28 protein-coding genes are annotated in these 26351 nt (G+C 70.6%); 12 read left to right on the top strand and 16 right to left on the bottom strand.

All coding sequences use genetic code 11. The annotated features are described in order from the left end of the window. The first annotated feature begins 207 nt into the window (after positions 1-207). Both AB0B55_RS09660 and AB0B55_RS09655 read left to right on the top strand, forming a co-directional pair. Positions 208-2682 carry a hypothetical protein gene (locus AB0B55_RS09660; protein WP_357171449.1) on the top strand — a complete coding sequence of 825 codons (2475 nt, stop codon included), beginning with the start codon at positions 208-210 and terminating at the stop codon, positions 2680-2682. After that, on the top strand, positions 2679-3692 hold the full coding sequence (locus AB0B55_RS09655; protein ID WP_357171448.1) for an aminoglycoside phosphotransferase family protein: 1014 nt from the start codon (positions 2679-2681) through the stop codon (positions 3690-3692). Before AB0B55_RS09660 ends, AB0B55_RS09655 begins: the two co-directional genes overlap by 4 nt. Positions 3693-3907: 215 nt before the next feature. Here the strand turns inward: AB0B55_RS09655 and AB0B55_RS09650 are convergent, their stop codons facing one another. After that, positions 3908-4651 carry a TetR/AcrR family transcriptional regulator gene (locus tag AB0B55_RS09650; protein ID WP_357171447.1) on the bottom strand — a complete coding sequence of 248 codons (744 nt, stop codon included), beginning with the start codon at positions 4649-4651 and terminating at the stop codon, positions 3908-3910. 102 nt (positions 4652-4753) lie between these two features. Here AB0B55_RS09650 and AB0B55_RS09645 point away from each other — a divergent pair, with 102 nt between their 5' ends. Further along, positions 4754-5983: a DUF418 domain-containing protein gene (locus AB0B55_RS09645; RefSeq protein WP_357171446.1), complete on the top strand. Its 1230-nt coding sequence runs from the start codon at positions 4754-4756 to the stop codon at positions 5981-5983. Here AB0B55_RS09645 and AB0B55_RS09640 read toward each other — a convergent pair. The 6 genes from AB0B55_RS09640 to AB0B55_RS09615 all read right to left on the bottom strand — a co-directional run bounded on the left by AB0B55_RS09640 (position 5965) and on the right by AB0B55_RS09615 (position 9604). Then, the gene (locus AB0B55_RS09640; protein ID WP_357171445.1) at positions 5965-6585 is read right to left on the bottom strand and encodes a dihydrofolate reductase family protein; all 621 of its coding nucleotides are present in this window, start codon (positions 6583-6585) and stop codon (positions 5965-5967) included. The two genes, AB0B55_RS09645 and AB0B55_RS09640, sit on opposite strands and share 19 nt — an antisense overlap. Positions 6586-6589: 4 nt before the next feature. Further along, positions 6590-7417, bottom strand: a complete 828-nt coding sequence (locus tag AB0B55_RS09635) for a TIGR02452 family protein (RefSeq protein ID WP_357171444.1) — start codon at positions 7415-7417, stop codon at positions 6590-6592. Positions 7418-7531: 114 nt separating this feature from the next. Then, positions 7532-8104, bottom strand: a complete 573-nt coding sequence (locus AB0B55_RS09630) for a GNAT family protein (RefSeq protein WP_357171443.1) — start codon at positions 8102-8104, stop codon at positions 7532-7534. Positions 8105-8331: 227 nt separating this feature from the next. Beyond that, on the bottom strand, positions 8332-8799 hold the full coding sequence (locus AB0B55_RS09625) for an NUDIX domain-containing protein (RefSeq protein WP_357171442.1): 468 nt from the start codon (positions 8797-8799) through the stop codon (positions 8332-8334). Further along, positions 8799-8948 carry a hypothetical protein gene (locus tag AB0B55_RS09620; RefSeq protein WP_357171441.1) on the bottom strand — a complete coding sequence of 50 codons (150 nt, stop codon included), beginning with the start codon at positions 8946-8948 and terminating at the stop codon, positions 8799-8801. The genes AB0B55_RS09625 and AB0B55_RS09620 overlap by 1 nt, the downstream gene beginning before the upstream one ends. A 101-nt stretch (positions 8949-9049) precedes the next feature. Continuing rightward, the gene (locus AB0B55_RS09615) at positions 9050-9604 is read right to left on the bottom strand and encodes a hypothetical protein (protein ID WP_357171440.1); all 555 of its coding nucleotides are present in this window, start codon (positions 9602-9604) and stop codon (positions 9050-9052) included. A gap of 113 nt (positions 9605-9717) precedes the next feature. Here AB0B55_RS09615 and AB0B55_RS09610 point away from each other — a divergent pair, with 113 nt between their 5' ends. After that, entirely contained in the window at positions 9718-10650 is a 933-nt protein-coding gene (locus AB0B55_RS09610) for an aminoglycoside phosphotransferase family protein (RefSeq protein ID WP_357171439.1), read from the top strand. A gap of 57 nt (positions 10651-10707) precedes the next feature. Here the strand turns inward: AB0B55_RS09610 and AB0B55_RS09605 are convergent, their stop codons facing one another. Continuing rightward, positions 10708-11406, bottom strand: a complete 699-nt coding sequence (locus AB0B55_RS09605; protein ID WP_357171438.1) for a Type 1 glutamine amidotransferase-like domain-containing protein — start codon at positions 11404-11406, stop codon at positions 10708-10710. Positions 11407-11498: 92 nt separating this feature from the next. Then, positions 11499-12329, bottom strand: coding sequence for a hypothetical protein (locus AB0B55_RS09600; RefSeq protein ID WP_357123311.1), 831 nt, complete (start codon positions 12327-12329; stop codon positions 11499-11501). 209 nt (positions 12330-12538) lie between these two features. Between AB0B55_RS09600 and AB0B55_RS09595 the strand changes: the two genes are divergently transcribed. The 3 genes from AB0B55_RS09595 to AB0B55_RS09585 all read left to right on the top strand — a co-directional run bounded on the left by AB0B55_RS09595 (position 12539) and on the right by AB0B55_RS09585 (position 18134). Next, entirely contained in the window at positions 12539-15394 is a 2856-nt protein-coding gene (locus tag AB0B55_RS09595; protein WP_357171437.1) for a BTAD domain-containing putative transcriptional regulator, read from the top strand. Positions 15395-15503: 109 nt separating this feature from the next. Further along, positions 15504-15737 carry a holin gene (locus AB0B55_RS09590; RefSeq protein WP_357171436.1) on the top strand — a complete coding sequence of 78 codons (234 nt, stop codon included), beginning with the start codon at positions 15504-15506 and terminating at the stop codon, positions 15735-15737. Positions 15738-15893: 156 nt separating this feature from the next. Beyond that, complete coding sequence (locus tag AB0B55_RS09585; protein ID WP_357171435.1) at positions 15894-18134, top strand: glycoside hydrolase family 44 protein; 2241 nt, start codon at positions 15894-15896, stop codon at positions 18132-18134. A gap of 162 nt (positions 18135-18296) precedes the next feature. On the opposite strand, the gene AB0B55_RS09580 is transcribed toward AB0B55_RS09585, so the two are convergent. Both AB0B55_RS09580 and AB0B55_RS09575 read right to left on the bottom strand, forming a co-directional pair. After that, on the bottom strand, positions 18297-19100 hold the full coding sequence (locus AB0B55_RS09580; protein WP_357123302.1) for an NAD(P)H-binding protein: 804 nt from the start codon (positions 19098-19100) through the stop codon (positions 18297-18299). A gap of 89 nt (positions 19101-19189) precedes the next feature. Beyond that, positions 19190-19372, bottom strand: a complete 183-nt coding sequence (locus tag AB0B55_RS09575) for a hypothetical protein (protein WP_357123425.1) — start codon at positions 19370-19372, stop codon at positions 19190-19192. Here AB0B55_RS09575 and AB0B55_RS09570 point away from each other — a divergent pair. Then, the gene (locus AB0B55_RS09570; protein ID WP_357123422.1) at positions 19289-19609 is read left to right on the top strand and encodes a helix-turn-helix domain-containing protein; all 321 of its coding nucleotides are present in this window, start codon (positions 19289-19291) and stop codon (positions 19607-19609) included. The genes AB0B55_RS09575 and AB0B55_RS09570 overlap by 84 nt on opposite strands. Positions 19610-19697: 88 nt before the next feature. On the opposite strand, the gene AB0B55_RS09565 is transcribed toward AB0B55_RS09570, so the two are convergent. Further along, positions 19698-20060 carry a helix-turn-helix domain-containing protein gene (locus AB0B55_RS09565; RefSeq protein ID WP_355052955.1) on the bottom strand — a complete coding sequence of 121 codons (363 nt, stop codon included), beginning with the start codon at positions 20058-20060 and terminating at the stop codon, positions 19698-19700. Between the two features lie 108 nt (positions 20061-20168). On the opposite strand from AB0B55_RS09565, the gene AB0B55_RS09560 reads away from it, so the two are divergent. After that, positions 20169-21008, top strand: coding sequence for an NAD(P)H-binding protein (locus AB0B55_RS09560; protein WP_357123299.1), 840 nt, complete (start codon positions 20169-20171; stop codon positions 21006-21008). A gap of 54 nt (positions 21009-21062) precedes the next feature. On the opposite strand, the gene AB0B55_RS09555 is transcribed toward AB0B55_RS09560, so the two are convergent. From AB0B55_RS09555 to AB0B55_RS09540, 4 genes are all read right to left on the bottom strand, one after another. Next, positions 21063-21791, bottom strand: a complete 729-nt coding sequence (locus AB0B55_RS09555; protein ID WP_357123296.1) for an anti-sigma factor — start codon at positions 21789-21791, stop codon at positions 21063-21065. Further along, on the bottom strand, positions 21788-22414 hold the full coding sequence (locus AB0B55_RS09550) for a sigma-70 family RNA polymerase sigma factor (RefSeq protein ID WP_357123293.1): 627 nt from the start codon (positions 22412-22414) through the stop codon (positions 21788-21790). The genes AB0B55_RS09555 and AB0B55_RS09550 overlap by 4 nt, the downstream gene beginning before the upstream one ends. A 76-nt stretch (positions 22415-22490) precedes the next feature. Continuing rightward, the gene (locus AB0B55_RS09545; protein ID WP_357123289.1) at positions 22491-24014 is read right to left on the bottom strand and encodes a molybdopterin-dependent oxidoreductase; all 1524 of its coding nucleotides are present in this window, start codon (positions 24012-24014) and stop codon (positions 22491-22493) included. A gap of 59 nt (positions 24015-24073) precedes the next feature. Further along, the gene (locus tag AB0B55_RS09540; RefSeq protein WP_357171434.1) at positions 24074-24664 is read right to left on the bottom strand and encodes a fasciclin domain-containing protein; all 591 of its coding nucleotides are present in this window, start codon (positions 24662-24664) and stop codon (positions 24074-24076) included. A gap of 299 nt (positions 24665-24963) precedes the next feature. On the opposite strand from AB0B55_RS09540, the gene AB0B55_RS09535 reads away from it, so the two are divergent. From AB0B55_RS09535 to AB0B55_RS09525, 3 genes are all read left to right on the top strand, one after another. Next, complete coding sequence (locus AB0B55_RS09535; protein WP_357171433.1) at positions 24964-25185, top strand: hypothetical protein; 222 nt, start codon at positions 24964-24966, stop codon at positions 25183-25185. A gap of 126 nt (positions 25186-25311) precedes the next feature. Further along, complete coding sequence (locus tag AB0B55_RS09530) at positions 25312-25512, top strand: hypothetical protein (RefSeq protein ID WP_357171432.1); 201 nt, start codon at positions 25312-25314, stop codon at positions 25510-25512. Continuing rightward, the gene (locus AB0B55_RS09525) at positions 25509-26300 is read left to right on the top strand and encodes a hypothetical protein (protein ID WP_357171431.1); all 792 of its coding nucleotides are present in this window, start codon (positions 25509-25511) and stop codon (positions 26298-26300) included. The genes AB0B55_RS09530 and AB0B55_RS09525 overlap by 4 nt, the downstream gene beginning before the upstream one ends. Positions 26301-26351 lie beyond the last annotated feature (51 nt).

The following is a 26351-nucleotide window of genomic DNA, read 5'->3' as shown; positions in this document are numbered from 1 at the left end:
TGATGAGAGGAATCCCGGTCGCGGGCACGGCCGGCGGAGGGGCGGTTGGACCAGACCAACGCGCATCAAAGCGTTGGTCTGATTCGCAACTCAACGCTGAGCTGCGGCGGTCAGCGGATCGCTGAGCGTGTTGCCCCCTGCCGGTAGAGTCACGGCGCATCGGTCATCACGCGACCACGTAGCGCATGACCCCGAAGGGACTGCGGGATGCCCCTGGAGCCGAGGTTTCGCCGAGTGGCCGCGCTGCGCCGACGGTTCGTCAACCGGGAGTCCATCCTGGAGGCATATGCCGAGGAGTTGGCGAAGGTCGGCGCGAGCGTTCGGGTGCTCAATGTCGTCGGGGTGGGCGGCATCGGCAAGTCAAGGTTACTGCGCGAGTTGCGCGACCGGGCCGGTGAGGGTCGCCGCACGGCCACTCTCGATCTTCAGGTGCCCGCCATGCGTCAGCAGGAGGACGCCCTGGCCGTGCTGAGGGTAGAGCTGGGCCGGCAGGGGGTGCGGTTCGACCGTTTCGACATCGGCTACGCCGTGTACTGGCAGCGGCTGCACCCACATCTGCGGCTCACGGCCAAGGAGCTGCCGTTCGTCGAGGAGAGCGAGGCCCTCACCCAGATCCTCGACGACGTGTCAGGGATTCCGGTGTTCGGCACGGCTGTCGGCCTCGTGAAGTTGGCGGAGCGGGCAACGACAGGCGCTCGCCGTCGACGTCAGATCCGGATCGACGACACTTTGCGGTCGCTCGACGACCTCTCCAACGTCGACCTGGTCGACGCCGTCACCTTCCTGTTCGCCGAGGATCTGCGGGAATCAAGCGCCGACCGGCCGTACGTCATCTTCGTCGACGCGTACGAGGCACTGGTGTCGGCCTCGGTCCGGGCCGGCCGCGCCTCGATGCTCGACGTCTGGCTGCGTGACCTTGTGGCGCAGCTCGACCGGGGCCTTGTCGTGGTCGCCAGCCGCGAGCCGCTGCGCTGGCACGCGTACGATCCGAGCTGGGCCACGGTGACCCGTCAATGCCAGGTGGATGGGCTGCCGATGAATGCCCGGCTGGAGCTGCTGACCGAGAGCGGCATCGCCGATGCGGCGGATCGAGACGCCATCGCCCAGGCGAGTGCCGGCCTTCCATTCTATCTACATCTGGCGATCGACACCTGGACCGCTGCCGGCGATCCAGGACGCGCCGTCTCCCCCGAGGAGATCCTCCAGCGCTTCCTGCAACACGTGGGCGGCCAGGAGATTCGCACCCTGGAATTGCTGAGCATCCCCCGGATCTTCGACTTCGAGATCTTCCAGGCGCTCGCTGACGCGTTCGACCTGCCTCGGCACCGGCCGGCCTGGGAGTCACTTACGGCGTACTCGTTCGTCTACCCGGCCGGTCAGCATGGTCATCGGCTGCACCAACTCATGCGGTCCGCCCTGAGCACGCACATATCGCCGGCCACAGCCCGCGACGTACACCGGATCCTGCGCGACATCTGGGCGGACCGGTCCGGACAGGCGGCACGCACCGAGGACGGGGTGGCGACCAGGGCCAGGGCCATCCGGGAGACCGCCTACTCGGCGCTACACGCCGAGGACGTCGACGGCGCTGGACTGCTGGAGTACGCCGACCAGGCGCTGAATTGTGGCGGCAAACAGGCGGTGGACGGGGTGCGGCGCGACCTCCAGGAGTTCGTTGGTGAAGGCGGTGACGCGACCGAACTGGCCGCCACGCTGCGATGCATGGAGGCTGAGTCGGCCGTCATGCTGGGTGACGCGCCGGCCGCCACGACGCTCACGTCGACGCTCGATTGGCCGGTGAACGAGGTGGTGGGTGCCCGGCTGGTGCTCGCCGCCGCCCACGGACGCCGGATCGGCGGCGCCACCGGGGCGGCCCGTCGGTTGTTCGCCGAGGTCTGGGAGAACCACCCGGGACCGGTACGGCATCGAGCGGGTGTCTGTCTCGCCGACATCGAGATGTGGCAGGGCCGATTCCGGGCCGCGTTCGCCATGTCCGAGCAGATCCTCGCCGGTTGCTCCGAGGACGACGCGGTGCTGCGCGGGGACGTAGCCCGGCTGCTGCACCTCGGGCACCGGTTCGCCCTCGACTTCCCGGCCTCGGAGCAACAGTGGAATCAGGCCTACGAGTTGTACCGACGGGCGGACACGGTAGTGGGGCTGGCGAACCTCGAGACCAACCGCGCCGAGTTGCTGGCGTGGACCAACCCGGCGGACGCGGTACCGGCCGCGATGGTGGCGATCGAGGTGCAGCGCACCATGGGTGCCCAGCACGAGATCGGCAAGGCGTTCACGGCGCTGGCCATCGCGCAGCTTCGGCTCGGTCGGTACGACGAGTCGGGCGGCTCGTTCCGGGCCGCCGCCGACGCGTTGGACAAGGCGGGTTACCGCTCCGGGCGGGCTCGGGCGGAACTGTTCCGGGCCTTCCTCAACGTCAGGCGGGGCCGCCGCGCCGACGCTGTGGACGCCGCGCGGTGGGCCGTCGCCGAACTGGTCGAGGCGGAGGTCTACCCGAACCTGATCGTGTTGGCTGGGCAGTTCCTCGATGCCCTCAGCGAACGCGACCAGCAGGTTACCGACGCCGCTGCGGTGGCCCGCGACCAGATCGATGCGCTGGACTCCCTCGTCGCGTTAGAGGAACGTGGCAGGCAACTGGTAGCGGCGCTCCTGGAGGAACAGCCATGACGTGGACGGAGACCTACGACCGGGCCCGGTCACAGGTGGATGCTGCCGCCGGCTACTACAACCACAACATCCGCGTCGAGGTCAAGTCGGGGCCGGTCATCGTCCGGATCCCCATTCACGGCGCAGACGTGATGGACCTGCGGCTGTGGCGCGAGGAGGATCTGCTGCCGGCCATCGCGCCGTACGTTATTCAGGCACCCCGGCTGCTGTTCCTCAACAAGGATCCCGCGTTCCAGATCCACCAGTTCATCCCCGGGGACGTGCTCAACGACATCGCACCGCGCGGCACCGCCTGCCCGCCGCACGTCCCGGATGACGTGGCGAGGCTGCTTCGGCAGCTGGCCGACGTCCCCAGGGACAAGCTGCCGCCGATCCCCGCCGACTGGCCGGCCGACGGCGACAGTGCCGGCTTCGGCCGCCGCCTCGCCGGAATCACCCAGTGGATCTACGACACCTTCGTCGACGAGTACCGGCCACTGTTCGACAGGTTCGGCATTCCGGATGATCCACTGACAGCGCTCGACCACATGTGGCCCACGCTCACCTCTCGGCCGTTCGTCTGCGTCCACGCCGACGTGCACCGCAAGAACATCATTGTCGACGACGGCACCAGCGTGTTCCTGGACTGGGAGCTGGCCCTGTGGGGTGATCCGGTCTACGACCTCGCCGTTCACCTCCACAAGATGACGTACCTGCCGGCCGAGGAGACGGTGTTGCTCGACCATTGGCAGGCTGCCATGCCACCCGAGTACCTGGCCCGATGGGAGCCGGACCTCGACGGGTACCTCGGCCACGAGCGGATCAAGTCTTCCATCGTCGACACCATCCGGTACGCGCAACTGTTCGTCACGGGCGGTCCGTACCCGTATCCGGAGGAGGACATGATCCGGTCGATGGCCGGCAAGCTCAACGCGGCCCGGCCGCGGTGGGGCATGACAGCGCCGATCGGTCTGGACGACGTACGCGCGGGGTTCGCCGACTGGGTCGCCTCTCACCGCTCGCATTCATGACGGCCAGACGCGCCGCAACATGCCTACGTCACCGACCTCGCCTGGGCGCGGTGGTCGCCGAGGGGCTGACGGCGTAACCGAAGCGACGTAATGGCGGCGGCTCGCCGGCGGCTCTCGTCTACGCCGCCGATGCGGCGGTTCTGCCGGTCCCGACAGGGTCCGGCCGCGCGTCCGCAACGCCGCCGGGTGTCGTCCGAGTTCTGGTGAAACAGGCACTAGTCGCGGACACTGCGGCCGACGAGCGCTTCGATGCCGTCCAGGAGCAGGCCGAGCCCGAAGGTGAAGTCGGCGTCGTCGATCCACTCCTCGGTGCCGCCCAGTGCACTCGCGCCAATGGCCGAGGTGAGCTCCGGGTAGCCGTCCGCGTCGAGTACCTGCCCGAGGATCTCGCCGTACTCGGCCAGCCCGGCGATCGAGTCGTCGGTGGCGGCCGGACCGGCGCTCAGCGCGTGGGTCAGGGCCGCCTGCTGGGTAGCGTAACCACTGAGAACGGTGGCGATGTTGATCCGTGCACCGTAGGCGAGCCCGGTGCCGGCGAGCGCGGCGAGCGCGCGGTCCAGCCAGCGCAGCAACCGGGGCCCGGTGGGCGGGGTGCGCTGGTCGAGCGCCAGCAGCCACGGTCGGGCGAGCAGGAAGTCGCGGTTGGCGCGCGTCCAGTCGAACAGGTAGTCGCGCCAGGCGCGTCCGTCGAGCGCGGGCGGCTCGGGCGCTGCGGCGTCAGCCATCATGACCAGCAGCTCGTCCTTGCTGCCGACGTAGCGGTACAGGGACATGGCCGCCACCCCGAGTTGGGTCGCGACGCTGCCCATCGTCACCCCGGCCAGACCCTCACGGTCGGCGATCCGGATCGCGGCGTCGACGATGCCGCCCAGTTCGAGGCTGGGCCGGGGGCCGTGCCGGGAGCTGGTCTCACGACCCCACATCCGGGCCACCACTGCCGGAAGCCTCCGTTGCGCCACGTCCGATTCTCCTCGCTCTTCACCCGGGGGTCTTGCCTGCACTCTAGATCTCGTGGACTCTGTATCTCATACGCTGTAGCTCATACAGAGATGGAGATCGTGATGACCACGCGGGTACCGGGCGGACGTCTGCACGACGTCGACGCGATCCGAGGGTTCGCCCTCCTCGGCATATTCGCTGTCAACGTCACCTTCATGGCCTCCGGCTATCCGGGGAACCTGGTGACGGATCCCGACTTCGCCTCGGGCCTCGACGACGCCGTCCGCACGTTCTCGTCGGTCTTCGTCGACATGAAGTTCTACGTGCTGTTCTCGTTCCTCTTCGGATACAGCTTCACCCTCCAGCTGACCGCGGCGAGCAGGGCCGGCGCGGCGTTCCCAGCACGCATGCTCCGCCGGATCGGTGGCCTCTTCGTCCTCGGCGCTCTGCACACCGTGTTCCTGTACGGCGGCGACATCCTCACCACGTACGCGGTGGCGTGCCTCGCGCTGCTCCTGCTGCGCAAGGTGGCCGACCGTACGGCGCTTCGGATCGCGGCGGCGCTCTACACACTCGTGCTGATCAGCCTCGTCGCCAGCGCGCTCCTCGTGGACCGCTCGGCGTTCCTGCCCGGCGAGGCCGAGGCGCTGGCCAACGGCGAGGAGGCAACCCAGGCACTGCTCGGCGGTTGGACGGCGAACATCGGCGAGCACCTCGCCGGCCTGCCCCTGCTGGTGCTCCAGGCGGTCACCCTGCAGGGCCCGACCGCCCTGGCATTGTTCCTGCTCGGCATGGTCGCCGGACGCCGGCAATGGCTGAACCGGACCTGGGGCAACGAGCCGGTGCTGCGCCGGATCCAGTGGATCGGTTTTCCGATCGGACTGCTCGGGGCGGCCGTCTACGCGGCCAGCGGCGGCAACGGCAACACTCTCGGCGTCGCGGCCAGCGTTTCGACCGCGCCGCTGCTGGCCGCCGCCTATGTGGCGACGCTGCTACGGATCATGCACAACCCGCGTACGTCGGTGGTCCGGGCGGCGCTCGCCCCGGCCGGCCGGATGGCCCTCACCAACTACCTCGTCCAGTCGGCGGTCGGCCTGATCGCCTTCACCGGCATCGGCTTCGGCCTCGCCGGGACGTTCTCACCCCTGGCCCTCTTCGCCTTCGTCCTCGCGGTGTTCGCGGCCCAGTTGGCGGCAAGCGCACTCTGGCTGCGGCGGTTCCGCTACGGGCCGGTCGAGTGGGCGCTGCGCTGGCTCACCAACGCCCACCGTCCCGCCTTCGTCGCCCGAACCGATCGGGTGCACGCGGTCGAGGACGGCGCACGGCGGCCCGATCACGCGTCCTCGGCGTAGCGGACGGCGTACCTGTGCAGCGTGACGCCCTCGGCGAAGGAATCCTGCTCGATCAGGTCCAGCTGCACCGATCGCTCCAACTCGTCGAAGAGTGGCCGACCCCCACCGAGGACGACGGGGTGTGTGAAGATCAGAAGCTCGTCCAGCAACCCCGCGCGGAGCAGCTGGGTGGCGACAGTCGCGCCGCCGACACCGATGTCGCCGTCCTGCTCCTCCCGGTACCTGGCGAGCAGCTCGACGGCGTCGCCGCCCGAGCCGAGGGTCCGGGTGTTGTACCCGGCCTCGGTGCGGGTGCGGGACACCAGCACCTTGGGCTTCGTCGTCCAGATCTCGCCGTACTCACGCATGAAGTCGGGCAGCTTCTCGTCGGTGCGCGCGGCCGGCCAGAACCCCTCCATCGTCTCGTAGATCGTGCGCCCCTGGACCATCGACGTCAGCGCGCGGGCCCGGGTGTTGAACTCCCGGTGCAGCGGCTCGCCGATGCGCAGCCAGTTCCCGGCGCCCTCCTCGCCGGGGGCATGCTCGATCCTGAGATCGAGAGAGACGTTCATCCAGTACACGAAACGGCCCGACACGTTGCCTCCGGTGATCGCGGTCTGCACCCACCTAACCCGACGTTGGCGAATCCTCGACAGATCCCGCCAGGCGTTTCCTGAACGCGTGGTACACGGGGGTGCCCGGCAGGCCGTCGTGGATGGCGAACACCACGCGGTCGAACCGATCGACCACGTGCAGAGCGTCGGCGAACGCGCCGGCCACCGCAGCGGGTTCGTTGCGGAACACCCCGCACCCCCAGGCGCCCAACACGATCGAGCGATGTCCGTGCGCGACGGCGACCTCCAACACCCGCCGCGCACGCCGGGCCAGCACGGCCGGCACGTCCGCCGCGTGCGCCGGCTGGTTGCGCACGATCGCGCCGAGGTTCGGCGCCGCGGCGGTCAGGAACGACGTCGGGTACGGCTGCTCGAGCAGGTTTCCCCTGTCGTCCCGGAACACCGGCACCAGCGGGGAGTAGATGACCCGGTCGCTGTAGCGCAGATCCTGCTCAGCACGGTGGAACGCGTAGAACTCCGGCACGGCACGCAGACACGGGTAGAGCGCCGACGAGCGGGCGATGCTCTCCTCCTGCGCCTGCGCCCCGCCCAGGAACCCGCCACCCGGGTTCTTCGCCGACGCGAACACCAGGCATGCCGCGCCGGGCCCGAGCCGGTACGCCGCCTGCAACGTCGACTCGTGCGTCACCTCCATCGTCGCGGCGCCGGGTGCCGCGTCCCGCGCCTCGAACACCTCGTCGGGGAGGTGATGACGAGTCCCGGCGACCGCGGCGCGTACCGCCTCACCGACGACGACCTCGACGCCGTGGTCATTGCGGTAGCGTCCCGACTCGACGATCGCGACGGTCTGCCGGGCGATCTCCCGAAGCCGGCCGCTCACCGGTCCACCCGCGGGATCAGAAGACGAAGGGGGGCCACAGCCAGCAGGCTAGGCAGGGACAGCAGCCGCCCACAAGCGGATTTCGGGATCACGCTCGATAACCGCTGGCGAGGCTCACAGGGGTGACGGGTCGTCGCGCAACCGGCTGTAGAGCCAGCCGTCCCGCCAGGCGCCGGCCCGGAACTCACAGGCCCGTACGACCCCCTCCAACTGGAAGCCGGCCTTCTCCAGCGACCGCTGCTCGGCGACGTTCTCGGCGTGGGTGCTGGCCTGGATGCGCTGCGCCGGCGTGTGGCTGAACAGGTAGTCGCAGAGCAGCGCCTGGGCCCGCCAGCCGATGCCCTGACCGCGCCACTCGGGCAGCAGCACGATGCCGATCTCCCAGTAGGGCGCCCGACCTCCGTACTGGCGCTGGAGGTAGCTGAGGTAACCCGCCCGCGAGTCGGTCGCCGGCTCGACCTGCACGACCAGGCCACCGGTCCGCTCGCCGAGGTAGCCGTCCTCGGCGAAGCGACGGGCCGGCGCGGCGGCGTCCCGAAAACCAGCCCAGTCGAGGCCGATCAGCCCGGGTTCGACCGCGAACCGGCGCAACATCTCCAAGTCGTCCTCGGTCACCGGACGCAGCCGGACCGTCGATTCGGAAGCCTGGTGCACGACGCCGACCACCTGCGGCTCAGAACTGGTCACCCTGGTGACCGTAGCGACGAAACGGCCGATCCGCTGTCCCGATAGGGCGTGTGTCAAAGTCCTGGGTCGAGCCGAGGCGGAGTCCAGGCGGCGGTCCGGCAAGGCGGAGATGGGCTCGGATACCGGTGTTGTATCCGGGCCCATCTCCAACGCCGCCGGCCGTCGGCTGGGCCCGCCGCAGGCCGGCCAAGGGCTTTGACACACGCCCTAGGGCAGACCGACCGCCGTCAGCTCGCGAGGTGGCCGGTTGCCCCCAGCAGCGCCCGGGTGAACCGGTTGAGGCCGACACTTCGTAGCCGCGCCGGGGTGAACCAGTCCAGTTCGCAGATCTCCTCCTGGTCCGGGGCGGGCGTCCCGTCGACGATCACCGCCTCGTAGACGGCGGTGACGTACGCGACCTGGTCACCGTTTGAGTAGGTGACCTCGTAGTCCGTACCGCCCAGCACGTCCAGCAGCCGCAGCCGGCCGATCTGGACGCCGATCTCCTCACGGACCTCACGCACGGCCGCCTGGGCCGGTGATTCGCCGATCTCGACCGCGCCACCGGGCACACCCCACCTGTCCGGGCTTCCGGTGTGTCGTACCAGCAGGAGCCGCCCGTGCTCGTCGACGACGAGGACCGACACCGACGGCAGCTGGATCAGCTCGGGGCCGATCACGGCCCGCAGCCGGGCCAGGTGCGCGGAAATGGCCATCAGCGCGGGAACGGATCTGCCGGCAGGTCCGGTAGCGGCGGAGCGTCGCCCGTCTCGTCGACGACGGTGATCTGCCAGTTGACGAGTGTGGGCGCCGCCAGCCGGCTCACCCGCCAGGCGAGGACGCCGACGGCAATCACGAGCGCCACCGCCCCAGCAACGAGCAGCCACCGCCACGGTGACACCCGATGGTCAGCGCGCGGGGGCGGCTGCAGGTTCTTGCGCCGGAATACCCAGATCGGAGGCCCGATCAAAGCCACGACAGCACCTCCTGGGCAACGGTGGCGGCTGACTCGACCACCGCCGGATCGGCGACGCCGGTGGCCTCGTAGTCGACGAGCACCCCGTGGGTGCCGAGACACACCGAGAAGTGGATACGCCGACCGGTCTCGCTGTCACCCGAGAGGTAGTAGAGGGCACGGTCTCCGAGCGCGAACGGTTGATTCCTTCTGTTCGAGGCCGGCTGCAGTCCACCACGGTCCAGGCAACGCGGACCGCGGCCTTCGTATCGGCCGTACCGTCCGAGTGACACCCACAACGAGGTACGTGGGGCCTGGGTCCCGGACATGCTCTTGACCCAGCAGTAGTTCGAGCGCATGGCCGACTCGTTCTGCTCGGCCGCCTCAGGGGTACCGTGCCCGGGAACGAGACGATCGAGCACCTCCGACCGGATGAGCGGGCAGACCGCGGGAGGCGCAGGCGGATCGACCGTCGTACTCCGCCAGCCCAGCCAACCGCCGACGGCCACCGAGAGCAGGACGCAGAGGGCCACCACCAGGGCGCTCTCCCAATGTCCCCGCCGCATACCGGCAGTGTGACCGGACGCCGCAAATGGCCATCGATACGCCGAGAGCGCCGCAACTGCGCCGCCCGCCGCTAGGCTCAGCCGCCTCGATAACCTGACGAAGGATGATTGTCGTGCCAGCCGCTCCCCTGTCGCCCGATGTGCCGATGCACGAGGGCCAGCTCACGGTCTCACTCGACGTGGTGCAGCAGTTGGTGGACACGCAGTTCCCCGAGTGGCGGGGCCTGGCTCTCCAGCGCGTCGCCTCGCAGGGGACGGTCAATGCCATCGTCCGTGTCGGGGAGCGGTTGACGGCCCGATTCCCCCTCCAGCCTCAGGAGGTCGACGTGGCACAGGCCTGGCTGGAACGCGAGGCGGAAGCGGCCCGAGAGCTGTTGGGGCGTACGCGATTTCCCACTCCGGAGCCGGTCGACATCGGTGAACCGGGTGCCGGCTACCCGCTTCCCTGGTCGGTCCAGACGTGGATACCCGGAGTTGTTGCCACCGATGACGACCCCGGCGACTCGGTCGCGTTCGCGCACGATCTCGCCGAGTTCGTCGACGGCGTGCGAGCCATCGACACAGGCGGCCGCACGTTCACCGGCCAGGGTCGCGGTGGCGAGCTACCCGCACACGACGACTACCTGAAGGACTGCTTCCGGCACAGCGAAACGTTGCTGGACGTTCCGCCGCTCCGCCGGTTCTGGGAGGTGATGAGGGAACTGCCGCGGGGCGAGGCCCCGGACACGATGAACCACGGCGATCTCATACCCGGAAACGTCCTTGTCTCCGACGGGCGGCTGGCCGGGGTTCTCGACGTGGGTGGGCTGGGCCCGGCCGATCCTGCCCTCGACCTCGTCGGCGCCTGGCACCTGCTGGATCGGGAGCCACGCCAGGCGTTCCGGAAGCGACTCGACTGCGACGATCTCGAGTGGGAGCGCGGTAGGGCGTGGGCCTTCCAGCAGGCGATGGGACTGGTCTGGTACTACCACCGGACCAACCCGACGATGAGCCTGATCGGCCGACGCACCCTCGCGCGCATCAGCGCCGACCCACCGGCATCCTGAGCATCGTCCGCCTCCCGTCCCGGGCGCGGTGATCGGCCGGTCTGCGCGGCCGAATCGTCACGACCTGGCGCCGCCGTTGAGCAGTCTCCAGTGGCCTTCGGAGATGACGTCGACGGCCCCGTCGACCACCCTGATGGCGGTGTTGTCGTCGATGGCGTAGGTCGGGACCGGAATGCCGGCTGCCCACTTCTCGATGCTGGACAGTGTGGTGTCCGGCATGTCCGGATGATCGAGGTGGGGGTACAGCGTGAAGTCCACCAGGCCCAGCGCCCGGTCGGCGCCCTGCGCCATGTCGCTGCCGTCCGGAACGAACTGACTGTCGAACTCGGCGTCGCAGTTGTACGGGGTGACCGCGATGCTCCCGGCGCTGACCCCCACATAGACCGTGTCACTCAACGACGGCAGGAGGTCGGCCAGGCCCGACTGGCGCAGCCAGTAGGTCAGGTACAGCACGTCGCCGCCCCAGACGAGGAGGGCGTCGGCCTCTCGGACCGCCGGGATCCAGTTCTCCTGCCGAATGGTCGGCAGCGCCGTGAGTTCCAACATCCCCAGGGACTTCCAACCCAGTTGGGTCAGCGGGATCGACGCGTGGCCGTGGACCGCCTTCCACGCTTTCTCGGCGCCACCGGGGAAGGGGTGAACGCCGGTCGGGATGAACAGGGCCGTGGACTCGGCGATCGGCTTGCCCAGCAGGTCGACGAGCGCGTCGGAGATGCTCGGGTTACTGATGCCCCCGGACGTGAGAAGAAACCTCATGAGCTCCGCTCCCCTGGTCGTCACCTGATGAGGATCATATTGCCCACGCGGACCGGCGACCGGGGCCGCCAGTGGCGGCCCCGGTCGGCGAATCAGCTCCCGCAGATGGCGTACCCGTTGAGGCTCCACGAGCCGGCGAAGCCGTCGGCGTCCTCGTCCGCCCGTGCCCGAACGGTGTTCCCCCCGGTGATGTTGATCGCGGTCAGCAACACCTGGCCGTTGCCGGCGTTGATGTCGGCGCCCGCGCTGTAGAGGCCCTTGCCGGCCGGGCACGACTTGACGGCGTTGTCCGACGAATTGCTCGCGCTCGTCCCGGTCAACGCGACCCGCTCCAGCCCGGCGGGCGCGTTGGCGCAGACGGCGATCGAGGTGGCGCTCCAGCCGGCCGGCGAGGTGCCCTGCACCGCGACCGCCCGGACGGTCACCGAGGTCAGGTCGAACGACGGCACGACCTGGTCGAGCACCACGTCACCCAGGCCGCTGTTGACCCGCCCACCCATGCCGATGACCTTCTTCGTCCCGCAGCTCGCGGTGACGTACTCCGTTCCGACCGCTCCGGTCGTGGCCACCACCTGGTATCCGGCCGGCGTCGTGGCGCACTGGGCGACGGCCTGCAACGCCCAGTCGCCGGCGAAGTTGGCCGGGCCTGCCTCCCGCATGGTCACGAAGAACCCGGTGCCGTTCGCCAGCGGCTCCAACCGGTCCAGCCCGACCCGCCCGGCGGCCGACGAGCCGGCGATCAGGAAGCCGCCACCCCCGGTGACCACCTTGCCGGCCGGGCAGGACGCCAGCGCCGACTTGTCCGCGCTGCTCTCGGCCGCCGAATGGGTGACCGTCTCCAACCCGGCCGGCACCGCCCAGGCCGGTGCCGCCCAGGCCATGCCCGCCACCACGGCAGCCGTCGACACAACTGCCGTCAGCACGCCCCGTCCCCTGGTTACCCGCATGTCGCTCCCCTTGTCCACAATGGCCGGACGAGCCGGCCCGCCTCCCCCCGGACCTGCGGATCCGGCGGCTGAGGAGAGCCTGGGCGAGGCCGCTTGGCGTCCGCTATCCGACCGCTTGGCGCCGGCCGCACGGGTCCCGCCGTCCATAGACTGTGGTCGTCCCATCACGACTGACGAGGAAAGCCATGCGGTGGTCAGTCCTCGGCCCCGTCCAGGTGACCGCCGGCGGGCGCGTCCTCCCCATCGACCGCCCCCAGCAACGCGCGGTGCTCGCGCTGCTGCTCCTCAACGCGGACCGGTTGGTACCTCTCGGGCAGGTCGTGTCGGCGCTCTGGGCCGATGACCCGCCGGCCAGCGCACGGACGCAGGTGCAGGTCTGCGTCTCCCGGATCCGGGCGGCCCTGCGCGAGGCGGGCGCGGGCGACCTGCTGGCGACGCAGGGCGGCGGCTACCGGCTCACCGTAGGCGGGACCGAGCTGGACCTCACCGAGTTCAGCGTGGCGGTCGAGCGGGCCCGCGTCGAGGAGACAGCCGGTCGGCGGGCCGAGGCGGCGCGGCTGCTGCGGGACGGCCTGGCGCTGTGGCAGGGGCCGGCGCTGGCCGGCGCGGCCGGCGCCTTCGTCGACGCCGCCGCCGCCGGACTGGACGAGCAGCGGCTGCTCGCGTACGAGCGGCTCGCCGCCGTGGAACTCGGCCTCGGCCGGTACGCCGCCACCGCGCACACCCTGCGCCCGCTGGTGGTCGAGCATCCGCTCCGGGAGCCGCTGGTGGCCGGTTACCTGCTCGCCCTTGCCGGCTGTGGCCAACAGGCCGCCGCGCTGCGGCTCTACGCCGAGACCCGCCGCCGTCTCGTCGACGAGTTGGGCGTCGATCCCGGCCCCGAGCTGCGCGAGGCCCACCTGCGGGTGCTGCGGGGGCAGACGACGGCCGAGCCCGCACCCGCGGGGCCCGCCGGTCCGACTCCGGCGCAGCTCCCCGGCGACCCCGCCTGGTTCACCGGCCGCGCCACGGCGCTGCGCCAACTGGACGCACTGCTGCCCGCCGACGCGGCGCGGGCCGCCCGGGACGGCGGCCAGGACGATCTCGGCCGGGCGGTGGTCATCTCCGCGATCGCCGGCACGGCCGGGGTCGGCAAGACCACCCTCGCGGTGCGCTGGGCCCACCAGGTCGCGCACCGCTACCCGGATGGGCAGCTCTACGTCAACCTGCGCGGGTTCGACCTCGACGGTCGGGCCGTGTCACCGGGCGAGGCGCTGCGCGGCTTCCTGGAGGCGCTGCACGTGCCGCCTCAGCGCGTACCCACCGACCTGGCCGGGCAGGCCGCCCTGTTCCGGACGCTGCTCGCCCACCGCCGGGTCCTGGTGCTGCTCGACAATGCCCGCGACGACGAGCAGGTACGGCCCCTGTTGCCGGGATCCCCGGGCAGCCTGGTCGTGGTGACCAGCCGTAACCGGCTCACCGGCCTGGTGGTCAACGCCGGAGCCCACCCGGTGATGCTGGACCTGCTCGCACCGGCCGAGGCGCGGGAGCTGCTGATCGCTCGGCTCGGTCGCGGCCGGGCCCGGCGGGAAGAGACGGCGTTGGACGAGATCGTCCGGTGCTGCGCCGGCCTGCCGTTGGCCCTGGCCGTCGTCGCGGCCCGCGCGGTCGGGCAACCGGACGTGCCGCTGGCGGTGCTCGCGACCGAACTGCGGGACAGCGGCCCGGACCGGCTCAGCCCACTGGCCACCGGCGATCCGATGACCGACGTGCGGGCGGTCTTCTCCTGGTCGTACCGGGCCCTGGACGCCGACTCGGCCCGGTTGTTCCGACTGCTCGGGCTGCACCCCGGCCCCGACGCCGGACGGACGGCGGTGGCCAGCCTCGCCGGTCTGCCGCCGGCTCGGGTCGGTCCGCTGCTGGCCGACCTCACCCGCGCGAATCTGCTCACCGAGCGCACCGCCGGCCGGTACGCGATGCACGACCTGCTGCGCGCGTACGCCGCTGAGCTGTGCCACGACACCGACCCCTCGGTCGAGCGGGAGGCCGCCCGACGCCGCCTGTTCGACCACTACCTGCACGCCTCGCACGCGGCGGACCACCTGCTCGACCCGTACCGGTTGGCGCGACCGGCCGCGCTGCCGCCGCCGGCGACGGGGGTGACCGTGGGCGACCGCCCGGAGCACGGGTGGGCGTCGGCGTGGTTCGCCGCCGAGCACCACGTCCTGTTGGCGTGTGTGGAACAGGCGGCAGCCGCCGGCCTGGACCGGCACGCGTGGACGCTGGCGGCGGCCCTCACCACGTACCTCGATCGCAGCGGGCACTGGCCGGAGCTCGCCGCCGCCCAGCGGACCGCGCTGGCGGCGGCGCGGCGTCGGGGTGATCTGGCCGGTCAGGCCCTGGCGCACCGCGGCCTCGCCATCGCCTGCACCTGGTCGGGCGATCACGAGGCGGCGCACCGGCACTACCGACGCGACCTGGAGCTGTACCGCGAGCTGGGCGACGACACCGGACGGGCGCACACGCACCTCGGGGTGAGCTGGGTGCTGGCCCGGCAGGGCCGGCTGCGGTCGGCCCTGGACGAGACCCGGCTGGCCCTCGACCTCTACCGGGCCGCCGACTACCGGGTCGGACAGGCCAAGGCGCTCAACAATCTGGGCTGGATGCACGCCCGGCTCGGCGAGCCGGGGCCGGCGTTGCAGTGCTGCCAGGCGGCCCTGCGGCTGCACGAGGAGACCGGCGACCGGCACGGCGCGGCGCTGACCTGGGACAGCCTCGGGTACGTCCGGCACGGCCTCGGCGACCACGACGAGGCCGCGGACTGCTACCGGCGGGCGCTGGCACTGCACCGCGAACTCGGCGACCGGTACGACGAGGCGGAGGTGCTGGACAACCTGGGTGACAGTCTGCGGGCCGCCGGTGACCTCGACGCCGCGCGCCGGGCGTGGCGGGAGGCGCTGACCATCTTCGACGAGCTGCGGCATCCGGACGCCGACCGGCCCCGGGCCAAGCTGGCCGTTGCGGCCGTCCCGGTGGCGCCCACCGGCGGTGGCGAGCTCTGACCGAGCCGGGCCGCCGGCAACAGCTGAAACGCGACGAGCATCCACCCCTCCTGACCAGGCATTCTTGGCTCATGGACCATTCCACGAACCTGGCTCTGGAGGTACGGACATGTTCACCACGAGATTCTGGAAGGCCACCGCCGAGCGGGCGGTGAAGAGCGCCGCGCAGGGTCTGCTCCTCTACTGGGGGGCCGACGTGGTGTTCAACGCGTGGCAGGCGGACTGGGCGGCAGCGGGTGGCATCGCGTCCGGCGCCGCGGTGCTGTCGGTGCTCACCTCGCTCGTGAGCGCGAGGGTGTCGGGCGAGGGTGACTCGCCCAGCCTGGTGGGCGGCGAGCAGTAGCACCGACCCAGCCGGGAGCCCTTCGGCGTCGAAGGCGCTCCCGGCCGTCGAATTGACTCGGAGGCACGAAGGCGCGACGCTGTGGCAGCGCTCCCATCGACGGGCTCCTATTCGAAAGGAATGCTCGTGCGTCCCCACACAGCTCTACTTCCGGTCGTGCTCGCCACGGCCCTCGGCGGTCTGGCCCTGCCCGCGCCCGCCCTGGCCGCGGCTGGCCCGGCACTGGCCGTGGACACCACCGCCGCCCGGCACCAGATCAGCCCGTACATCTACGGGATGAACTTCGCGGACGAGGCCCTCGCCCGCGACCTGCGGCTGCCGGTGCACCGCTACGGCGGCAACGCCACCACCCGTTACAACTTCCGCGCCGACACCACCAACCGCGCGGCGGACTGGTACTTCGAGAACATCCCCAACGACAACCCGAGTCCCGGGGACCTCCCGAAGGGCTCGGAGAGCGACCGGTTCGTGCGGCAGAACAAGGCCACCGGGGCCGCCACGGTCATGACGATGCCGATGCTCGGCTGGATCGCCAAGGACCGGACGCGGGCCTGTGGCTTCAGCGTCGCCAAGTACGGCCCGCAGGAGTCCACCGATCCCTGGGCACCGGACTGCGGCAACGGCAAGAAGCCGGACGGGTCACTGATCACCGGCAACGATCCGGAGGACACCAGCACCGCCGTCGGCCCGGAGTACGCCACCGACTTCGTCAACCACCTCAAGGAGCAGTTCGGGGCCGCCGCCGACGGAGGGGTCCAGTTCTACAACCTGGACAACGAGCCGGATCTGTGGCACTCCACCCACCGCGACGTCCGCCCGACCGGGCTGGGCTACGACGAGCTACGCGACCGCACCTACGAGTACGCCGCCGCGATCAAGGCCGCCGACCCCGGCGCGAAGACGCTCGGTCCCGTCGGCTGGGGCCTGAACTCGATCATCTACTCGGGCCTCGACCAGGACACCTGCTCGCGCACCGGCTGCTGGTCGAACCCGCCGGACAAGGCCGCGCACGGCGGGCAGGACCTCGGCCCGTGGTACCTCGACCGGATGCGCGAGTACGAGCAGCAGCACGGCACCCGCATCCTCGACTACTTCGACGTCCACCTCTACCCGCAGCAGTCCGGCGTGCTCGGCGACGCGGCCGGCGACGCCAACACCCAGGCGCTGCGACTGCGCTCGACCCGCCAACTCTGGGACCCGACCTACGTGGACGAGAGCTGGATCAACCAGCCGGTCCGGTACATCCCGCGCCTGCGCGAGCTGGTCGACCAGCACTACCCGGGCACGAAGATCGCGATGACCGAATACAACTGGGGCGGCTACGGGTCGCTCAACGGCGCTCTCGCCCAGGCCGACGTCCTCGGCATCTTCGGCCGCGAAGGACTCGACCTGGCGACCCTCTGGACCGCACCGACGACCGACCAGCCGGTGGCCAACGCCTTCCGCATCTACCGCAACTACGACGGCTCCGGCGGTGCGTTCGGTGACACCTCCGTCCAGGCGACCAGCGCCGACCAGGGCAAACTGGCCGTGTACGCCGCCGAGCGCAGCGCCGACAAGGCGCTCACCGTGGTCGTCGTCAACAAGACCGGCGACGACCTGACCAGCCCGGTCGCCCTCACCGGCGTCTCCGCGAGCACCGCCCAGGTCTACCGGTACAGCGGGACGAACCTGGCCGGCGTCGTCCGGGAGGCCGACCAGCCGGTGACCGCCGGTGGCCTCACGACCACCTTCCCGGCCAACTCGATCACCCACCTGGTGCTGCCGCGCGCCACCGCGCCCGGCGACACCCAGGCGCCGACCGCCCCGGGCAAGCCGACCGCCGGCACGGTCACCAGCGACAGCATCGCGCTGGCCTGGACGCCGTCCACCGACGACACCGCCGTCACCGGCTACGACGTGCACCGGGTCGACACCACCGGCACGGTGAAGATCGGCAGCGCCACCGGCACCACGTACACCGTGACCGGGCTGACGCCGGACACCCCGTACACCTTCGTGGTGACCGCCCGCGACGCGGCGGGGAACGTCTCGGCGGCCTCGCCCGGCCTGACCGTGCGGACCGCGCCCACCGCGCCCACCGCCCGTTGCGCGGTCGGCTACACCGCGAACAGTTGGCCGGGCGGCTTCACCGCGACCGTGACGATCAAGAACACCGGGACCACCGCGATCGACGGGTGGAAACTCGGCTTCGACTTCCCCACCGCCGGCCAGAAGGTCAGCCAGGGCTGGTCGGCCACCTGGAAACAGAACGGCACGAGCGTCACCGCGGACAGCATGAGCTGGAACGGCAAACTCGCCGTCGGCGCGTCCACGAGCATCGGCTTCAACGGGACGTGGAGCGGCACCAACCCGGCGCCGACCGCCTTCACCCTCAACGGTCAACGCTGCGGATGACCTGAGAGTCCCACTCCGTTAGCAGGCCGCAGGGGTCCGGGGCGCAGCGTCGCCCCGGACCCCTCGCCCGCGAGCGGCGGAGCACTGAGCTTCTACGGTCGGGACCTGACCGCCGCCGTCCTGGCAGCTGTCGAGCCTCAGGACCGGGCGGAGCAGGTTCTGTCAACGCGCGGCGGCTGTGACATCGGCGGCGGCGGCGAGGGGATCCGTGAGCGGTCGATCCAGCAGGCGCCCGAGGTCAGGACCGGTGTGGTGGAGAAACCCGTGGCGGACACTGCTGGCGATCGAGGCGAGCATCGGCGGCTGGTACGGCAGCAGGATGGCGTTGCCGAGCAGGCGGGCGCGGTACTCGCCAAGATCGATCGTGCGGTGCGCGACGCCGAGACGATCGGCGATGTCGCCGGCGGTGATCGGGGTTCCGACCAGGTCGTACACCTTTCCGGCGTGGGCGCTGGGCTCGCTGGCGACGACGGCTGCGGCAGCGGCCAGGTCGGCCCGCGCCACCGCGGCGAGCGCGCCGGTCCCGAACGCCGACTCCAGGCCGTCGGGCGTCCACGTGAGCAGGGCCCCGAAGAGTTCGGCGTACAGCCCGTTCCGCAGGATCGTCCAGGCGAGCCCGCTGGTCGTGATCAGGTGCTCGGTAGCCCGGTGGGCCAGCGCGAACCCGAGATGGTCCCCGGCGCTGGTCAGGCTGGTGTACGTCACGTGCGCCACTCCGTCGCGCCGGGCGGCGTCGAGGAGGGCTCGGTGACGCGCGATGACTGTGTCGTCCTCGGCATACCCGGCTGAGATCAGGACCAGGGTCGAAACCCCGGTGAGGTCGAGGGTCGCGGGATCGTCGAAGTCGAGGTGGCGCTGTGCGCCAGTGGGAGTGCGACTTGCCGCCAGGGCGGGTGTCCCTCGCTGGGCCAGCTCTGCGAGGGTGCGCGAGGCGAGCTGCCCGTTGGCGCCGGTAAGCATGATCATTGCGGCTCGGTCTCCTGCCGTGGTTCTCTTCAGTAACTACCGGGCAGCCTGGACCCACGCCCGGCGGGCCACAAGGAGGCAGTCTCGTGTCACCAGCGCACACCGAGGTAACCGCGGAAGCCGCCGAGCTCGAACCGTGCGGACAGCCGGAACACCCGGACTGCGGCATCCGAGACGTTCTTGACCGGGTGGGCGACAAGTGGTCCGTACTCGTGATCGTCGAACTCGCCGCCGGGCCGCGACGCTTCCGCCAACTCCAGCGCGCCATCCATGGGATCTCCCAGCGCATGCTGACCCTCACGGTGCGCCGCCTGGAACGAGACGGCCTCGTCCTTCGGACCGTTTACCCGAGCGTGCCCGCCCAGGTCGACTACCGCCTCACCGAAACCGGCACCAGCCTCACCCATCTCGTCAAGGCCCTCGCCGACTGGTCGCTGGCACACCGCGACGTCATCGCCGAAGCCCGTCAGGCGTACGACAGCGACCACCCCGGCAACGAGATCCGGTGACCCGCAGCGCATCTTCGACAAGCTGACCGCGCCAGCTCGTCGGCCCGCCCATCACGGTGAGGTTCTGCTTCCGCGTTGTGGATGGTCCTCATCGCCCGGCGTCGTAGGCATCCCGCGCGCGTTCCACCTCTGGGAGGCTGGCGTCGGCCCACGTGGCCAGGTGGGCGAAGATCGGGCCGAGGCTGGCGCCCAACTCGGTGATCTGGTACTCGACTCGCGGCGGCACCTCGGCGTGGTAGGTGCGCGTCACGAGTCCGTCGCGTTCGAGTTGGCGGAGCCGCTGCGTGAGCACTTTGGGCGTGATGCTCGTCAGTCGGCGCTCCAACTCCACGAAGCGCTGCCGACCGTATTCGTGCAAAGCCCACAGGATTGGCGTGGTCCACCGGCTGAACACGATGTCCACGACCGGCGCGACCGGACATGCCAGCTCGGGATCCGTCGAGCGCTGCATGTGCCCTCCGTCACATATCCATTACTATCCTCTAGGTACCTACTATATCGGCGCTACTAGCGTTTCCGGCAACCGCGCGAACGACGCGGTCGAACTGGAGACACAGACATGTTTGTCGTGGTTGGAGCCACCGGAAACGTCGGCAGTACGCTCACGTCAATCCTCGCGGCCTCGGGCGGTGGGGTGACGGCGGTATCCCGGGGACGACGCCCGATCGCCCTGCCAGACGGGGTCCGTCACCATCACGCGGACCTAGAGCGGCCGGAAAGTCTGAGCCCGGTGCTCGCCGGCGCCGACGCGCTGTACCTCCTCGTCGAGGGCGCCGGAGCCCATCTCGACATGCGCGAGATCCTGCGGGTCGCCGCGGCCGGTGGCGTGAAGCGCATCGTGCTGCAGTCCTCGCAGGCGGTCGTTACACGGCCCGACTCGCCGTCACACGCACCCCTGCACGCCATTGAGGACCTGATCCGCCGATCCGACCTCGGCTGGACGATACTGCGCCCTGGCGGCTTCGCCTCCAACGCATTCGCCTGGGCGGAACCGGTGCGGAGTACGCGGATGGTGGCCGCGCCGTTCGGCGACGTCGGTCTACCCTTGGTCGACCCGGCCGACATCGCCGAAGTGGCGGCCGCAGCCCTGCTCGACAGCTCGCACGTCGGCCGCACCTACGAACTGACCGGCCCGGCTCTGAGCACGCCTCGCGAACGGGTCGCCGACCTCGCCGCCGCGCTCGGCGAGCCGATCGGCTTCGTGGACCAGACGCCGAACGAAGCCCGTGAGCAGATGCTGCGCTTCATGCCGCCACCGGTGGTCGAGGGCACGCTGGCGATCCTCGGCACGCCCACCGAAGCCGAACAGCGGATCAGCCCGGACATCGCCGAGATCCTGGGCCGATCCCCACGCCCCTTCGCCGCCTGGGCGAAGCGCAACATCGACGCTTTCCGCTGACGCCTCGCGCCCGTGGCGGTACGGCGGAGCAGCGATCTCTCCTGGCGCCGGTGCTCAGCTCAGCGCGACCGTGCCCACGATTCGCGTGGGGGCGACGGAACCGCCCACCGGTTCGTTGGAGACGCCGAACGTTCCCGCCTCGGCAACCGGGCCGATGACCGTGGTCGACTCCCTGACTCCCTCTGCCAGCCGTCCCACCTTGCGGGGCTCGCTGCCACGGATGAGCCACAGCTCGTAGATCCGCCCGGGGCCGGGCTCGGGCAGGTCGCGCAGCAGCACCACCCCGCGGTCCCGGCTGCGGGAGACCACCACGGTCGCGGCGCCACCGGGCTGGAGAGACCGCTCGAACACCCGGGCGTCCGGGGCGTCCAGGACGGCGGCGATCTGCCGCGCCTGCTCGCTGCTGGCCCGCTCGTCGCTGACCCGATCGTTGGTCACGGCCCAGGTGGCCGCGCTCGCGCCGCCGGCCACGAGGACGGCCACCGCGGCGGCCACCGTAAGGCGTCGCCACCTGCCTGCCTGCCGTGTGGCGCTGTCCCCGGCGGCTGCGGAGCGCACCTGCGGGGTGCGCGCCGCCTGGACGAGGGTGCGCTCCCGCAACCCCTGGGGCAGGGCCTCGACGACGGTATCGTCGGCGAGCCGGGCGACCGTCTCCCGTAGCTCGGTCACCTCCTGTCGGCACGACTCGCAGTCGGCCAGGTGCCGCTCGAACGCCGCCCTCTCAAGGTCGTCGACCGCGTTCAGGGCGTACGCGCCGGCGAGGGTGTGGATGTCGGCACTCATGCCCGTCCCTCCATGTCGATGCCCAGGCAGTCACGCATCCGGATCAGTCCGTCGCGCATCCGCGTCTTCACCGTCGGCAGCGGTGTCTTCAGCTTTTCGGCGACCTCACGGTAGGTGTGGCCGCCGTAGTAGGCCAGGACCACCGCCTCCCGCTGGACCGGTGTCAGCCGGCCCAGACAGCGACGGACCTGTTCGCGCTCCAACCGGGCGGTGACGTCCTCGACGACCTCGTCGTAGGGGACGTGCGTCTCGGTCGCGGCGACCCGCTGGGTGCGGTCGGTGTGGGCCTGCTCGGAGCGCACCCGGTCCACCGCCCGCCGGTGCGCCATCGTCAGGATCCAGGCGGAGGCCGAGCCACGACCGGCCTCGAATCGGCCGGCGGTGCGCCACACCTCGACCAGCACCTCCTGCGTCACCTCCTCCGCCTGCGCCGGGTCGCGCACGACGCGGCGGGCCAGCCCGAGGACGCGGCCGGCCATGGTGTCGTACAGCGCCGCGAACGCCGCCTCGTCACCGCGTGCCACCCGCGCCAGCAGCTCGTCGGGGCTCGGTGGCGTCGCGGTATCCGGCGGCACCGAACGTAACCGCCGCGCGTGTTCCGGGTCGCCGCTCATCCTCGGCATGTCCTCTCCTGTGCAGGCGGCCGTGCAGTCTGCCGCCGCGTACTCGTTCCTGGCCGGAATCACGGCAAGCACCAGGTCAGGTGATCGTGACGGTGGTGCTGTGCCAGCCGGTCGCGCCGTCGGGGAAGGGCGCAGCCCGTTGGTCGGTCTGGGTCGCACCTGTCGCATCGGTGGCCCGTACGCGCAGGGTGTGGCTACCCGGGGTGGCGTCCCAGCGGTAGGTCCACTGCCGCCACAGGTCCGGCGATGGTCCATCGGCGAGGCGGGCCTGCCGCCACGGCCCGTCGTCGACCTGAATCTCGACGGCCACGATTCCGCGCCGTTGCGCCCACGCGACACCGGCGATGATGACAGGCCCGGCGCGACGTTGCGCGAAAGGTCTCGGAGTGTCGATGCGCGATGCGGTCTTGACGGGCGCGTCGGCGGCCCACCCGCGCTGCACCCAGTAGGGGTCGAACGCGTCGAAGGTGGTCACCTTCATCGAGGTGAGCCACTTGCAGGCCCCCACGTAGCCGTAGAGGCCGGGAACGAGCATGCGGACAGGGAAACCGTGTTCCAGGGGCAGGGGTTCACCGTTCATGGCCACGGCCAGGAGCGCGTCGCGCCCGTCGAGGATCGCCGCGAGCGGAGTGCCGATGGTCATGCCCTCCACCGAGCGGCTGACAAGCTGGTTCTGCCCGGCGTGGAGGCCCGCCTCGCGAAGCAGCGGTGCAAGGGGAACCCCCGTCCAGCGGGCGGTGCCGATGTAGGGACCGCCGACCTCGTTCGAGACACAGTTCAGGGTGATGTCACGCTCGACGAGGCCACGGGCGAGAAGATCCTCGAATTTCCAGGTACGAGGACGGTCGACTGCCCCGTCCAGGGTCAACCGCCAGGTCTTCACATCGACCTGCGGGACGGTGAGTGCCGTGTCGACACGGTAGAAGTCCCGGTTGCGGGTGAGGAACGCCGAAACCCCGTCGACACCGACGGAGACACCGCCGGGTAGCGGCGGTGCCGGTCGTACCGGCGGCGGAATGCGAACGGCGGCGCGGGAACGGGCGCCAACCGCACTGCCGCGACCGACGGCCTGGCCAACGGCGGCCGTGGCACCGGCGGTCAGCGCGGTCCCCGCTGTCGTGGCCAGGAACTGACGGCGGTTGAGCAGCCTCGGCCGGCTCGGCGCGATGGCCGTTACCGTTCGACCGGCGCGCGCCAACAGCAACATCGCGGCCGATCCGACGCCGACGCCCGTCAGGACCGGCAGGACGTCCAGGGGTGTCGCCCCCGGGCGGGACAGGACGGCCGCGACACCGACAGCGGCGAACACGGCGAGACCAGCCAGACCGTAGCGTCGTCGTCGAAGCGCCGCCGCGCCGAGCAGAACCGCGGCCAGGGCCAGCAGCGCGTAGACGCCGACGAGGAGCGCGATCTTGTCGTTCGCGCCGAAGGTGCGGATGGCGAACGCCTTGACGCCCTGCGGTGCCAGGTCGATGGCGACGCCGCCGACTGCCAGCACCGGATCGGCGGCCGGGGCAACCAGTGCCGCGAGGAGATGCGCCACGGCCAGGGTCACTCCGGCGGTCAGCAGGCCGACGACCGCGCCGCGGACGGCGGTCATGCGGAGGGTCGGCCCCGGCCGACGAGTCGCCGGCCGGGGCTCGATGTCGGTCGCCGCCATCAGCTCTTGGGCATCAGAACGGTGTCAACGATGTAGACGGTGGCGTTGGCCGTCGAGACGTTCCCGCAGACCACCATCGAGGTGCCGTTGACGGTAAACGACGAGCCGCTGCCGGTCACCTCGAGGTCGCCGCCCTGCAACGTCTTGTGGGTGCCCGCCAGGGTGTCCGGCGACAGCTGGGTCGTCACCACGTGGTAGGTCAGGATCTTCTTCAGCAGGGCGTCATCGGCCAAGACCTTGTCCAGGTCCGCCTTCGGGATCTTGGCGAACGCATCGTCGGTCGGCGCGAACACCGTGACGCCCTGCGCGCCGTTGAGCGAGTCCACCAGGTTGGCCTTCTTCACGGCCGTCACCAGCGTCGACAGCAGCGGGTTGCCGGACGCGGCCGTGGCCACCGGCACCTTCGCCATCGCCTCGAAACTACCGGGGTTGGACGCATCGGTCGGCACGGCAGCGCACCCCGAGCCGAACTGACCGGACATCATCGTCGAGGGCGAAGCCGATGCCATCGGCGCGCTGGCCGACATGCTCGGCGCGCCGCTGGCGCTGTCCCCGCTGTCGGTACCGCCACAGGCGGACAGGGCCAGCACAGCGATCACGCCAACGGAGGCGAACAGGCGACGCTTCATACGAACTCCTCAAATGCTTGTACTTCACTGCTGTTGTCATGAGGCATTCGAGGCCGATCGCGAGACGGATGGGCGCAACAGGGAGCAAATTCGGAACGGCACCGGGAGCAGACCTGCGGGCTTGTGTCCAACCGGCCTCTGACCTGCACAATCCGAGCTGGCCTGGCCAGCCTCACGGCCAGGGCAGCATCTTGCGGAACTGCGCCGAAGCCGTCCCGCCCGAAAGCATGAGTGCCCAGGCACCGGGTACCCGACCTGGCATGGGCAGCCAACAGCGCAACAAGCACGACAGCGGCGGCGAGTCGGCGCGGGGCCGCCGGCACCCGGGCAACGGCGCACGGGGCCGGCAGGGGGCGACGGTCGAGCACTCGCCTGATCAGCGGCACGAGCGCACCGCTACCGGATCAGCGGGCACCGAGCGCGACCAGGGCCGGTCGAAGGCGGCCCACGAGGGCCGAGTCAACCGCCAGGGTACGGCCTGACCGGTCGGAGCCGAATAACCGCCGGAAAATCAGCTACTCCGACAGCCGGGGCGCCGTCGCAGACGCCGGCTGGTGCCAGCGATCCGGGGATTCAGGACCGGTACGCGGGCCATAAGATCCACCGATATGGCCCGCACCACGCCTCCGCGTCCGCTGGATATCACCGCGGTATTTCCCGAGCTACGGGAACATTCCACCACGGCCACCCGCCTGCATCCCCGACCCGGCGCTCCGACCGTCAGGGACAGCTCGGTCGGTGGACCGCTGCTGTGGCCGGCCCACGAGGTGTGGCCGGTCTGCGACGACGCCGGGGCGCACGAGCCGTGAACCTTACGACCCCGGCTGCCCTGCGCCGCAGGCGGGAGATCCTCGCGACCGCAGAAGCCCGGGATCCGGTGCCGGGTGGGGACTTCTTGACCGTCAAGGAGCGGGCGGAACTCGACGCCGCCGACGCCCTGGAACTGGACGGCCTGATCGAGGATCCCATCCCGTTGGTCCCCGTCGCGCAGCTCTACCGACGAGACATCCCGGATTACGCCGGTCCGGACGACACCGACCTGCTCCAGGTGCTGTGGTGCCCGGTCGACCACTCGGACCGGCACTACAGCCCTCGCGTCTTCCTCTACTGGCGCGACAGTTCCACCGTCGGCCCTCTGCTCGAAGCACCTCCCGAGCCGCCGGTGATCAGCGACATGTACCTGCCGATCCCGTGCCTGGTGCACCCCGAGCAGGTCCACGAGTACCAGTACGCCGATCTGCTGCCTGTTGACCTACGCGACCGGCTCGACGAGTGGGATGACGACGAGGACGAGAGCCGTCCCCGTTATCAGAGCGACCTGTCGCTGGCGCCGGGATGGAAGGTCGGCGGGTTCGCGAACTGGTCCCTGACCGATCCGTACCCGATGGACTGTGTCGCCTGCGGCACCGCGATGACCTTGATCTGCACCGTGGATTCGGGCGACTGGAACGGGATGCATTGCAGCTGGCGCCCGTCCGAGGAGGACCCGACCGCGTCCCCCGACATCGTCGGCGTGCAGATCGGGCGCGGCTACTCGCTGTACACCTTCCACTGCTCCGTGTCATTCGATCATCCTCCGCTCACCGCCATGCAGTGAAGCGGCCGCCCACCATGACCTGCCATCGGCCTCTCGTCCCGCGTGCCGCCC

Origin of the sequence: Micromonospora sp. NPDC049107 (genome assembly GCF_040648595.1) — a bacterium.
In the GTDB taxonomy this organism is placed as follows: Bacteria; Actinomycetota; Actinomycetes; order Mycobacteriales; family Micromonosporaceae; genus Micromonospora.
Note: the sequence above shows the minus strand (reverse complement) of the source record. Positions and strands in the feature narration are given on the sequence as shown.